Source organism: Paraburkholderia sp. HP33-1 (assembly GCF_021390595.1).
Taxonomy (GTDB): domain Bacteria; phylum Pseudomonadota; class Gammaproteobacteria; order Burkholderiales; family Burkholderiaceae; genus Paraburkholderia.
This window is the reverse complement of the sequence record NZ_JAJEJR010000003.1, coordinates 444,972-457,628: the sequence shown is the minus strand read 5'-3', so window position 1 is coordinate 457,628 and position 12,657 is coordinate 444,972. Positions and strand designations below refer to the sequence as shown.

Annotated in this window: 10 protein-coding genes; all 10 read right to left on the bottom strand. The window is 60.4% G+C overall.

What is annotated here, in order from left to right:
- Positions 1-131: 131 nt before the first annotated feature.
- Positions 132-1,223 (bottom strand): porin, encoded by a 1,092-nt coding sequence (locus L0U81_RS29115; RefSeq protein WP_233808806.1) that lies wholly within the window; start codon positions 1,221-1,223, stop codon positions 132-134.
- A gap of 96 nt (positions 1,224-1,319) precedes the next feature.
- Positions 1,320-1,637 (bottom strand): high-potential iron-sulfur protein, encoded by a 318-nt coding sequence (locus L0U81_RS29110; protein WP_233808804.1) that lies wholly within the window; start codon positions 1,635-1,637, stop codon positions 1,320-1,322.
- A 60-nt stretch (positions 1,638-1,697) separates the two neighbouring features.
- Positions 1,698-2,087 (bottom strand): c-type cytochrome, encoded by a 390-nt coding sequence (locus tag L0U81_RS29105; protein ID WP_233810037.1) that lies wholly within the window; start codon positions 2,085-2,087, stop codon positions 1,698-1,700.
- Positions 2,087-3,727, bottom strand: a complete 1,641-nt coding sequence (locus tag L0U81_RS29100; protein ID WP_233808802.1) for an FAD-binding oxidoreductase — start codon at positions 3,725-3,727, stop codon at positions 2,087-2,089. Before L0U81_RS29100 ends, L0U81_RS29105 begins: the two co-directional genes overlap by 1 nt.
- Before the next feature lie 19 nt (positions 3,728-3,746).
- Positions 3,747-4,022: a hypothetical protein gene (locus L0U81_RS29095; protein WP_233808800.1), complete on the bottom strand. Its 276-nt coding sequence runs from the start codon at positions 4,020-4,022 to the stop codon at positions 3,747-3,749.
- Positions 4,023-4,260: 238 nt separating this feature from the next.
- On the bottom strand, positions 4,261-5,736 hold the full coding sequence (locus tag L0U81_RS29090) for a benzaldehyde dehydrogenase (protein WP_233808798.1): 1,476 nt from the start codon (positions 5,734-5,736) through the stop codon (positions 4,261-4,263).
- A gap of 18 nt (positions 5,737-5,754) precedes the next feature.
- A complete protein-coding gene (locus L0U81_RS29085; protein ID WP_233808796.1) occupies positions 5,755-7,203 on the bottom strand; it encodes a carotenoid oxygenase family protein in 1,449 nt (482 codons plus the stop codon).
- Positions 7,204-7,421: 218 nt separating this feature from the next.
- Positions 7,422-10,205 carry a LuxR C-terminal-related transcriptional regulator gene (locus L0U81_RS29080; protein WP_233808794.1) on the bottom strand — a complete coding sequence of 928 codons (2,784 nt, stop codon included), beginning with the start codon at positions 10,203-10,205 and terminating at the stop codon, positions 7,422-7,424.
- 332 nt (positions 10,206-10,537) lie between these two features.
- Complete coding sequence (locus tag L0U81_RS29075) at positions 10,538-11,488, bottom strand: PDR/VanB family oxidoreductase (protein WP_233808792.1); 951 nt, start codon at positions 11,486-11,488, stop codon at positions 10,538-10,540.
- Entirely contained in the window at positions 11,485-12,534 is a 1,050-nt protein-coding gene (locus L0U81_RS29070; protein WP_233808790.1) for an aromatic ring-hydroxylating dioxygenase subunit alpha, read from the bottom strand. The genes L0U81_RS29075 and L0U81_RS29070 overlap by 4 nt, the downstream gene beginning before the upstream one ends.
- Positions 12,535-12,657 lie beyond the last annotated feature (123 nt).

Genomic DNA, 12,657 nt, shown 5'->3' with positions numbered 1-12,657 from the left:
TGCTTCAGCGTCCGGCGCCTGCGTGAATCCGACTTAGGACGTAGCCAAAGTGCTACCAATCGGCGCGGCACAGGCGACAACGCCCGCCGGCGGGCGGGCTGATTCGCGCATCTTCGGGCGGGTAGATTGCTCTAGAACGTGGTGCGTATGCCCACGCGAGCGATAAATTGCGTCGGCGTGGTAGATGCTCCCATCGGGTCCAGGATCCCGTTGATATTGGCGTTAGCGCCGGAGTTCGCGCGTTGATAGACGCCCGCGACGTAAACCCCCGTGCGCTTGGAAAGGTCGTAGCTGAGGGACGAACCGATCTGGTTAGCGTGATCATTGCCAAGCGCTGCGTTGCCCTTCATGTACATATAACTGACACCAACGGCCATCTCTGGCGACATGTGCAAGGATGCACCGATTTGCGCAGCATAGGCCGCAGTGCCGTTCAGGCTGTTTCGCACGGTAACGAGGTCGGCTGCCGTGAACAGCGGACCGAATGCGTAGTGCGCGCCAACACCCCAGTTCGTGATCGTCGTGAACGGTTCACCTCCAGTGAGGCTCGGATATTTCTTGTCGGTATAGGCCGCACCTAGCCCGAACGGGCCCGCTGTGTAGTTGAGGCCGAAACTGACTGCAGAGTTTCCCGAGAAATTTCCAGGCATGCCACCCGGTGCGTAAAGTGCGCCAACCTGCAGACCTGCAATGACAGGGGACTGATAGCGGATCGAGTTCGAGAGTGGAAGACCCGTGGTTCGGCTCCAGTCAAAGTAGCCCGTCGGATTCTGAGGAATTGCGAGTTTCTGGAAGGGACCTGACGCAAAGTTATAGAGACCACCTGAAAGCACCCCTGGAGCGTTTCCGGCTTGGGTCAACGAGGTAAACATGAATTCGTAGACGTTACCGAGCATCAAGGTTCCGAGCTTGACGCTCTCTAGTCCCACGTATGCCTGCCGACCGAACAGACCCGGCTGAAGAATCGATCCGGTACCTAGCTGAAACTGGTTCTCGAGCTTGAAAACTGCCTTAAGGCCACCGCCAAGATCTTCTTTTCCTTCCAGACCAAAAATGTTCGGTGTGTAAACGCCGTCGTCGAACTTCAGGACGGAATGTCCACCCTGGTTCGATACATAAGAAATGCCGGAATCAATCATTCCGTACATCGTGACGCTGCTTTGTGCTGTGGCGTCGACGCTGATGAGTGTTCCCAAAGCTATTGCGAGAGAGGTCTTACGCATTCATGTCTCCAATCGTTGTTCTGGTAATTTTGTGCCAAGAGCCAGTTCACCTCGCCGTGTCTATCCGACGAGGTGACAACATCGTTTCGGCGTCAATCAGGTTTTTTTGTTGTACACGCTACACCAACCTCTGCCAGCAACCTGCTTCGCACCGAAAACCGGACAGGGGGCCCATGCGTCAGTTGCCTTGCCGCCGTAGAGTCTGCAATTTCTGCAGTCCTGCCCGGCGACATAATTCGGGTTCCTGCTCTTGTCGACCGTGGTGGCATCCGCCACATAGTGCATCGTTTGAGCAGTGGGATCGGTTTCCGCAAGCCTGGCCGCTGCGCCTGACGAAAACGCCGGGCGCGAAATCAGAAGTGCCGATGCTGCACCAAGGCTCGTGAAGATAAAGGTTCGACGGGATGATTCCATGAAGATTGATCGTTTTGTAGGTGATGCTTTCTTGCAAATAGGTCTGTGCAGGCCCGAGTTCTATCGGGTCTGCTGAAGCTTGGCTGCACTGTCATTCAGATAAGCTGCGAGCGCTTCGATGTCGGAATCGCTGAGTTCCGTCTTGCGGAAGGAAGGCATCATTGATACGCCGCGGCGGACGAAGACCCGCAAAAGATCTGGCGTAAGGTTGCCCCGCTGTTCGAGCAACGGGGACACCGTATCGTTGTATTTGAAATGCAGCGCCATGGTCCCCGGCATATTCGGTCCTGCCCCGTGGCATGAGGCACACGAATGTGCGAATACCGCGTGGCCTCGCGCGATGGCCGCAGCCGGTTCTACCGCGGCGGCCGTGTGCGCATTTCCAGCGACTACAATACCAACCAACCACGCCGCCGGTAGTGCGGCTTTCCTACGAGTGTGAGCTGTCATCATGCGCTCCTTGCGTTGCGTAATTGCTTCGGCCAGATCCCATATCGGCCTGCCGCGAGAATTCCGTTCGGATCCACCGCATCTTTGAGCGCTTCGCAAAACCGCCGCAGCGAGTGATCATTGAAGCTATAGCTATCCATGATGTAGTCCTGCAGCACGGGGTGGGCGCGATATTCGCCCCAACCATTGGCCGCGCCGACGTCGACGAGATGCCTCAAGAGCTCTAGCCCCTTCTTGTTCGCGGCCTTATCGGATTTGAACAGGTAAACCGGGAAGATCATGAAGAACAGATGCGGGGCATAGGCGAGTGGCATCGGCGCGTTGAAGCCGATGTAGACGCCCATGTCCGAAATCGCTTTGCAGAACACGTTTTGCGCGCGCATTACCCCTTCTCCGGAGCGCGGAATCACTGGCGAAAACCAGAGATGGCCGTCCGCTGGCTGCGGAAACGCGGGTGAACGGGCCCCCACAGCGAAAATCTCCAGGTTGGGGATGCCGAAGTTGACCTTGCGCTCGTGGTCGAGCTCAGTCACCGCAAGTGCATCCTCCTGGTCCCGCGTCAGCGGAACTTGGTGCATCGTCTCGCCGAAGAATCGGCAATCGGGGATGGCCTTCCGGAATTCGCTCTTGGCGTATTCCCACTTGCCCTTCGCAATGTCCACCGGGCCATACGCACGAACGCGTAGGTTCCAATACGGCTTGCCCTTGGCGATGCGCTCCAGATCGGCTGGTCGGGCCCCTCCGGGAGTACCCAGAACTCTTGTGATTTCCGGATCGGGCGGCGCCATCAGGCCACCCAGTGCAGGGCTCGCCAACTGAGGCATGCCATCGCATAGGCCGGACGCTTCCAGACGGTTGAGTACGGCGATCAGGGGCACGATATCTTCGTATCGGGTGACTTCCACATAGCCCGCAACCATCGTTTCCGGCGCCGGCATCATGTGGATGCCCATTTTCGTCACGATGCCGAAGTTGCCCTGAGAAAAAAGTCCGTCGACGTAGGGCCCAAAACCATAGCGGTAGTCCTGCCATGTCGTGGCACCAGGCAGCGCGCCCATGCCCGTGCGCATCAGTTCGCCATTGGGGAGCACGACTTCCATGCCGCAGTGCGCACCGAAATGGTCCCGATAGTTCTGGCTCGTGTAACCGACGCCACGATCCAGCGCATTGCCCATTACGCTGCCCCAGCCTGGCTCCGGGCAATCGATCCAGAGCGGCAGTTTATGCTCCTGGATATGGTGATACAGATCGAAATACGACACCCCCGGCTCGACGAGGGCCGAGCAGCGTGTCGCATCGACCTCCAGGATGCGGTTCATGCGCTTGAGATCGACGACCACGCTGCCTGAGAGGTTGGGAGCCGATCCCCCGTAGCCGAGGTTCTTGCCGGTAGAGATCGGATATAGCGCGACGCGCAACTCGTTGGCGATCCGCACGATCTTCTGAACTTCTTCGACTGTAGCCGGGGCCACGGCGGCCGCGGCCCGACGCTCCTGCGGGTCGTCCCAGAGCGGTGAATACGAATCGCGATAGGTTTCGAGATCTTCTGCGCTGGTGAGTACCCATTCGCTCCCAACGGCCTCGCGAAATCGCTTGAGCGCTTTGTCAAACTTTTCAGCTGTAGTTCCTGGCGGAATCATTTGTATTTCCAAGATAGTTTCAAGTGGCCGAACGCGGCACGAGAGTCCAGGCGTAGGTTCGGCTCGACCAGCCGGCGACGCTGGGCGTTGGCTCCTCGTTGTAGCCTCCGATCTCGTGGCAGCCTTCGACTTTCCAGCCCATGTCGGCGGCCAACGTGCGCAGGCAAAACATCGCGTCTCCACGTGTGACTCCGACAAGCCGCGCGTCGCCGTTCGCGATGCGCGGGCGCAGTACGTCGAACCACGCGCGGGTTACGTCGCCATCGATGGGACACAGAGCGCCACCCTGCTTCACCTGCTCTCTCAGGGCCTGCGCGGCCGCGTCCCCGCAGCGTTTGTCGTAAACGAATATGGCGGCGGGTCGCGACGGTACCGCGGTCAACCTGGGGCTGGCGTGCGCGAACCCGAGCGCCGCCAGCGCGACGCCAGGTGTAGATCGCACTCCTAAAGAGAGAAAACTTCGACGATTCATTGTTGTTCCCGGTAGAGCGTTGCACCAGTGAGCGTGGGGCCCGTTCCGCGCGTGGGTAAGATCAGAAGGGATAAGCCGGCGGCGTGTCCTTGATCGTGAGCCACTGCCACTGGGTGTACTCTTCCCAATCGGCAGGCCCACCCACGCTGGTACCGTTGCCGGCGATACCGGGTCCGCCGAACGGGTTTACGCACTCGTCGTTCACGGTCTGGTCATTGATGTGAACCATTCCGGCGCGTAGGCGCTCGCCGATGGCCATGGCGCGGCCCACAGATTTCGAAATGACGCCTGCAGCCAGCCCGCCTTGCGAATTGTTCGCCAAAGCCACCGCTTCGTCGTCATCTTTGAAAGTGATCAGATTCAGCACAGGGCCGAAGGTCTCGTCGTCGAATACGGGCATGCCCGGCCGCACGCCTGATAGCACGGTCGGCTGATAGAAGAGGCCCTTGTAGGTTCCACCGGCCTCCAGCTTCGCCCCTGCCTTGACGCTGTCCTGCACGATGGCGTGTACCCGCTGCAACTGCTTCTCGTCGATGATTGGACCAAGAGCTACCTGGCCGCTCGCGCCGTCGCCTACCGGCAGGTTGCGCGCCTTGGCGACCAGCCGCTCGGTAATCGCCGCGGCAATGCGCTCATGCACCAGAATGCGGTTGGACGCCATGCAGATCTGACCTTGATGCAGGTAACCGCCCCAGGCGGCGTTGCTGGCGGCGAGATCGGGGTCCGCGTCGTCAAGGATGATCAGAGAGTTGGCACCACCCAGTTCGAGGGAAACCTTCTTCAGGTGCTTGCCGGCCAACTCGCCAATGCGCCGCCCCACCCCGGGCGAGCCGGTGAAACAGATCATCGGTACTCGTTGATCGACTATCAGCGCTTCGCCGGCGTCAGCACCGCCTGGCAGCACATGAAGCAGGCCGGAAGGCAATCCGGCTTCCTCGAACACGCGGGCGATCAGGATGCCGCCACTCACGGGCGTACGCACATCGGGCTTGACCACGACCGCGTTGCCCACGGCCAATGCGGGCGCAATGTTGCGCAGGCTGAGCACCAGCGGAAAGTTGAATGGCGAGATCACACCAATCACGCCGTGCGGAACACGTCGCGCGATGCTCACACGACCGGGTACGCTCGGCAGCACTTGGCCCTGCGCCTGAAGCGGCATGTTGGCGGCCAGATGACAGAGCGTGATGGCCTCGCGCACTTCGTGTTGCCCCTTGGGCAGGATGCCGCCGGTTTCCCGGGTGACGCACAGCGCCAGTTCATCAAAATGCTGCTGAAAAAGGGCCGCGGCGCGCAGAAACACTGCGGCACGTTCGCGCGGTGGCACGGCGGCCCAAGCTCGTTGTGCAAGTGCCGCCGCAGCGGTAGCTGCGCGCACGTCGGACTCCACGGCGAGACCAACCCGCGACAGGCGCTCGCCGGTAGCCGGCTCTGTCACCTCGACGGTTCCTCCCGCGGCCGCCACCCAGCTTCCGTTGAATACTTTGTCCGCCCAGCGTTGGTCGCCCAGCAACGTCGCGTTGGTGATTTCTGACATGTTCGTTTCCTTTCGGGTTTAGAAGCCGGGAATTTCGTGCGCAGGCACCCAGGTGCCGTGCAACGCGCCGCGAAGACGAATCGGCAAGTTGACGCGTGCGATGGGGCCGCTTTGCAGATCGTCGGCTTTGAAGACCATGACCGAAGCCAGCACGCCGTTCGCATGGTGCTCGGCCACGACCACGAGATAGCCCGGCCCACCATCGGCCGAAGGAATAAACTGCGGCTCCTGGAACACGGTGAACTGATCGGGCGCGAACACCTGCATCGCACCGTTTCGGACGTCCAGCCGCACCAGCTGGTTGGGGCCGATCGGAGCGGGGCCGGACGGGATGGCGGACAGTTCCGGATTGATCGCGACGTAGAAAATCGCTTCCGTGGGCTGAAAGGCTTTGCGGTCATCAATGCGCGGCAGCTCGCCCGGCAGCGGACTCAGCGGGACCACTTCGACCTCATCGTTGTCCGAAGAGAGGTCGTAGGAGAAGCGCGTGACCACGGGTACCAGTTCCATGGGGTCGAACGGCGCGCCATTGCTGTCGGGGATGTAGGTAAAGCCCACGCGCCGGGAAACGCACAGATCGACATGGACCTTCGGACCTTCATTGAATGCATTGGCAACATGGAAGGCGAAGCATGCCGGCTGGCGGAACCAGCGCAAATCCTTGACGCTACCCTTGCGCGGCATGATTCCGACCCACGTATCGAGCGAGCGGTCCCACGCCCAATGCGTGCCACCGGCCTTCATCCGCTCCAGATCCGCAGCACATGGGAACACCGGGAAGATGACGTAGTCGCGCGTGACCGCAAAGTCGTGCAGCATGCTGGTGTACGGAACGTCGAACCACTCTTCGCGGGTCAAGCGACCCTTGGCATCCGCGGTGCAGAACGCCACTTTCGTGCTCGCGAGGCCATCAGCCTCGTAGCCGAAAAATAGCCACTCACCGGTCTCAGGATCCACCTTGGGATGGGCTGTCACCGTGAGACTGCGCAGCTCGCCGCCGAAGTCCCACCGGCCTTTGGTGTCCAGGGTTTGTGCGTCCAGCTCGTAAGGCAGTCCGTCTTCCTTTAGCGCGAACAGCCTGCCACCGTGCCAGAACGCGGAGGTGTTGGCCGATGTACGGTCCTTGCCCGCTGCCTCGGGGTCGTCAGTGAAGGGATTGCGATACAGGCCGAACAGTGAACGGCGCGCGGCGCGCTCGGCGACAAGCCGCTCGGTGCGCACATAACGCGTCTTGTAATCAATGTGCCCGTTCTCGAAGCGGAATGCACTCATCATCCCGTCGCCATTGATGTAAATGTCGTCGCCAGTCTTTGGCGGGTATTGCGGATCCGGCCCGCAGCGAAACCAGGTGCCGCGTATCTCGGGGGGCAGCGTACCGACGACCTCGAGGTCGTAGAGATCGCCTTCCATGCGGAAGGGGGCGTTAGCACCGCTGAAGTCCGGCGTCGCCGGAAATGGGATAGTCATGGGGCGTCTCCTGCATGAGATTCGACGGGGCTGCTTCGCCCCGCTTTTTGTCGCAAACTCGACAACGAATCTTCGCCAGGAGCATTCGGTCCGCCACCTTTCGAAAGGAGGGGGGAGAAGGTAGGGCTAGTGCTGATAGCGCTTTCCCGCGCGATTTCGCGGGTGCTATGCGCTGGTGGTGCCGCCGCGGGAGATGCAGTCAGACGCCCGCAGCGGCGTCAGATCAGAGCGAGCTTGCGCGCAACGGAGATAGCTTCGGTACGGTTACCGACGCCGAGCTTGCCGAAGACATTGCGCAGATGCCACTTCACGGTGGTTTCGGAAATCTGCAACGTGGCGGCCAGGGCCTGGTTAGTCAGGCCACGCTCAAGGCATGCAATGATTTGCAGTTCGCGTTCGGTCAAGCGATCGGGCGACGCCTTGGCGCCGGACACTGCATCGGCAACCGGTGCGCGGCGCAATGGCTCTCGCGCGGGCGCAACGTGGCCCTTGCCGTGCACACTGCGAGCGACGCCCAGAAGGTACTCGTAGCGGGACTGCAGCGCATGCGATTCGTGCGGCGCCAGCCCCGCAATGAAACTGGGGCCCGCGTCTTCGATCAACGCGGCAGCATCCGGCCCTTCGTCGATGAAGGCACGGACAGCGCCGCCCTTTAAACCGACACGCAGGGCGGCACACATCTCGCCAATCGCCGCGCCGCCGCTTCCGTTCATCTGCAGCGCGATCGCATGCAGGATCGTGAGCTTGAGCCATCGCGGCCGGGAGCCGCCCGGCCTGAGCCGCGCCTTTAGATGAGCCAGCGCGTTGGTTACGCCTTCAGGCCGGCCTTGCCATAAAGCCATGCGCAAAGGGGCGATGTCGCGCACCAACTCATCCACCGGCGTCAGCAGCCCGCCAGTATCGGTGTCCGGAGGAATCTGGGCGGCCAAACGGGCTACTTCATCGTGGTCACCCTGGCTGCAGGCCAGGCGCACCATTTCCCATCTCACTGCGTTCACGATCCGCCGCAACCTGCGGCGAAGGCCGATTGTTTCGGCATCGAGCAGATAGGCCCACGCAGCCGCGACGTCACCCTCGTGCAAAACGATTCGCGCCATTGTGACGTGTGCCACGTAGATGGCGTCTGGCAAACCGCTTTCGCAGATCAAAGGCAAGTGGCCCTTCAGGACTTGTCGAGCGCCGGCCAGATCGTTCGTTTCATATAGCGTTTCTCCGAGAAATCCGGCGATGACCGCGCTGGCGTGCGAATAGGTTGGCCCGTCCTGGCGCGCCATCTCCATGCCGCGCCGAAGATGAGCCAATGCCGCATGAAGGCGCAACTCGGAGCCGAGCGCGACTCCCTCCAGCATTTCGAAGAAGACATTCCCGAATAGCTGCCCTCTTTCCATCACCACGGCACGAGCGTCGAACAACACGTTACGGGCGCGACCGAAGTCCCCCTGCGCCAGATGGCCATGGGCCACCGCCAACGCCAGCGCGCTGTGGTGGAAGGCGTCGCGCCGGGCCATATAGGAAAGAGCTTGCGGCCCTTCACGGCAGACTTTTTCCATATCATCGCTGCGTCCGGCCACGATCAGTTCAACGACGATCGCCGAATGCTCGAGCATACTGATGAAGGCTTCGCCGGACGCGCATTGGCGCAAGGTCTCTAGCATCTCGAGCGCCCGTCGCGGCTGCTCCGAGAAAGCCAGCGCCCACAGGTACGCGATTGACAGGTGCGGGTAGCTTTGCCAATCCCCCGGCGATATCGCCTCCGCCCAAGACACGACGACATTGAATTGCCCCCGCTGCATGGCCGCCATGGCAATGCTCTCGAGCAGTTCGATGCTGCGCTCACGTTGCCCACCGAGCCGCGCGTAGTTGGCCGCTTCAAAAGGCATCCCATTCGCGGCATACCACTCGCACGTGGCACGATACAGCTGTTGGGCCCGCTCGGGCTCCTTCGAGAGCCATTGATGCCGAAGGAAATCCGCGAACAGTGTGTGATACCTGTACCAACGTCGGCCGTCCTGTCCATCCACCCGCTTGATGAACAGGCGGCGCTCATGGAAATCGGCCAACAAGGCCTCGCTGTCCCGGCGCCCGGTGATGGCGTAACACAAGTCCCCATTGACATCTTTCAGTGCCGCAGTCAGAAAGAGGAACTCCCGCTCTGAGTCGTCGAGCCCAGCGATGACCTCGTGAGCGAGGTAATCCGCGATATGCCCCTGGCTGGCGTCAAACGTGCGCAGGTACCGGTCACCGTCGTCCTGCTCGAGCGCCGCGAGGCAGGCCAGTTGCAACCCGGCGACCCATCCGTCCGTGCGTTCGCACAGGAGCCTTGCATCGTCGTTGCCAATCGGGTTGCCCAGGTACGACTCCATCAGTGCGCGGGTCTCTTGAAGGTCGAAGCGCAGATCGTCCCCGTCCACTTCGAGCAGCGCGTTTTGCAACCGATGTCGAGCCTGGCCGAGGGCTGGCGTGCTCCTGCAGGTCACAAAAGTTCTGAAGTTCGACGAAGCCGTTCCAATGAGCGCGCGGATAGCAGCTAATGCGTCGTCCTGCACCAGCGCGTCACATTCGTCCAGGAACAGGACCACGCGTCGGCCCTGCTCCAATTGATGCTGCAGGTTCGCGATGACAGCGACCGATGAAGAAACGGGTGCGGACGAGGATGGCGCAGGTGAATTCTCCCAAACGCCCGCAGCGCTGAATGCGGCCTGCAACCCCTGTGACAGACGCTGCACATCGTTGTCCGCATCGTCGAGCGTGAGCCAGGCGCACTGCCACCCCCTGCGCTCGAGGTACCGATGGCATTGCTGCATGAGCGTGGACTTTCCTGAGCCCGCGGCAGCGCACAGCACCGTCAACTTCAAGGATTGCGCGCACAACTTTTCCACGAGGCGTCGTCGCGTCACATCTACAACGTCCTCTCGGGGGACTGTGATTTTGGTGACCAGTAGTGGCTCGACATTGACGGTACGCCCCTCGATGGGTGCGACGGGATCGGTCGGATGATTCATGCAAGTGATCTGGATTTGAATTTGCCCGCTAGTTCGAGAATTCCGACCGTACTTCTGGGGCCGGATGACGCCTGCGCCTTGCAATCAACTGCACTGCGAACGCACGCAGCTGTTCCGGACTTAGGGAGTCAAGATCGGTGGGTAAGATTAGGCAGGACAGTTTGCCAGAAGCCCCCACAGCGGTGAAGCGGGAACCATCCCATTAACACAGTCGTATGCCTACCCGCTATTTTAAGTGGGAGACTGTGTCCGGAGTTTGAGGGGGCCGCTCCAGCTCCGATCTCTTGCATTCCCCCTTGAAGGTTGCGAAGTATCAGTTGGCCAAACCATTTTCAGAGATCGATAACGATTTCTGGTGTGCGAGCCCGCGAAACGCAAATCATCAGCGCCTTACCCTCGCGCTGTTCATCCATGCTCAGCACATAGTCCCGATGGTCCACCTCGCCCGATATCAATGGCACTTCACAGCTCCGGCAGAGCCCCTCCCGGCATGCGAAAGGCGGAGTTATCCCATTCCGCTCAAGGCATTCAAGCACCGACTCGTCCGCCTCTACGAGACAGCGCTTACCCGTGCGAGCGAGTACAACGGTGAAGCTTTTGGCTTCTGCTGCAAGCTTCCGGTCAGCTGGTGCTTCGAATCTTTCGAAGTGGATGCGGCACGGATCCAGCGCCGCCGCTTGTGCATGAGCCTCTACTGCGGCCATAAGGCCGCTCGGGCCGCAGCAATAGACGTGCTCTCCTGGTCGTATCCGTTTCAGGACTGCGCAAATGTCTGCGCCCTCCGGCGCCTCATCATCAACATGAAGGTCGATTTCGCCGTCCAGCGACGCGATTTCATCAAGGTACGCCGCACGCGATCGCGATCGCACACAGTAGGTCAGCTTCCACGGGAATCCCTTCTCGACGCACGCTCGCACCATGCTCAATATCGGCGTGATACCAATCCCACCAGCAATAAAATTGTGGTACGTCGCCTCTCGTGACATGGCGAAGAGCGAGCGAGGTTCGCCGATTACGAGCTTGTCTCCGGCTCGGAGCGAATCGTGAATGTACGAGGATCCGCCCCGAGACGTCGCACTTCTCCCCACGCCGAGAAAATATCGCGTCGGGTCCGTTGCAGTGTTGCACAGCGAGTACTGCCGTATGAGACCGCCAGGAAGATGCACATCAATGTGCGCGCCCGGCTCGAACTCTGGAAGCGCCTCCCCATTGCATTTCTGCAGTTCAAGCCCGACGATGCCTTCGGCGAGTTGGGTGACACTGGTGACAACTACGTCGATCATGCCTGCACCCCAGTCTCCTCGCGAGCTTTTCGCTCCTGGTCGAGGCGCTGCGTGACCGCCCAGCGGAACTGGGAAAGAGCCCCGTCGATACCGAACGCCATCATCTTGAAGGATGGGTCGAGAACGAGGTTCTTATGTTGTGCAGTAATGATGTCGCGGTCTTCCTCGAAAGCATCCACCACCGATTGATGGATCGATTGCGTGATTTCGGGCTGGTCTATCGCGAAGTTGTGCGGATGAGAAAAGAAGTAGTGGGTGGAATTTTCCGTCTCAGGCGTCAACGCCTGACAGCCCCGAAATTCGATAGCCCCTTCTCGAGTGCCTGCTGACGCGCCGGTACCGGTTGGTGCCATCCCCGAATCCATGCGCAAGATAGCCGGTATCGTGAACTCGTAGATGTTCCAGCGATCGACATTTCCAGACCACTCTCTCACCGCCATCGCGAAGGGGGGCGGCTCCGTATCGATCGTCCAGCGCGTAATCAGGACGCCGTCCTTAAGGCGTTCAACTTTCGGCTGAATCTTCGCATAGTCTTCCCCACCGCCAAGTGTTGTCGGATGCACGTAAGGCAGGTGAGAGAAGTCGAGCAGGTTGTCGCAGATGAGGAGGTAGTTGACGTGGTAGTGGATATATCCCGGAAGGCCTCGCCAGTCAGGGTCATCGAGCCAATGCGTATCCGGAATTGTCGAGGGATCCGCCAACGCGGGATCGCCCATCCAGATCCAGATCCAACGATGGCGCTCCACGACGGGGAAAGTCTGTACTTTTGCTTGCGGCGGAATCCGTTCTTGCGCAGGCGCCTCCACGCATGCGCCGCGGCTGTCGAACTTCAACCCGTGATACATGCACCGCACGCAGTCCCCTTCCCTCCGGCCCATTGACAACGGCGCGCCGCGATGGCAGCAGCGATCGTGCAAAGCGACGACTTCTCCGCCGTCCTTTCGGTAGAGCATGATCGGCTGGCTGATGATGGTTCGCGACAGAATGTTGGAGCCTTCAACTTCGTGCGACCACGCCGCAACATACCAGGTGTTTTTGATGAACATATGACGTCTCCTATCGGCCAGAAATGACGCTTCAACGCCTTGTTGGTCGAAGCTATGGCTTTAGCCGTTACCCCGGTCCTATCTGGTCCCATTCAAGATGGGGTGATGTTTGGTTGTCCGCAC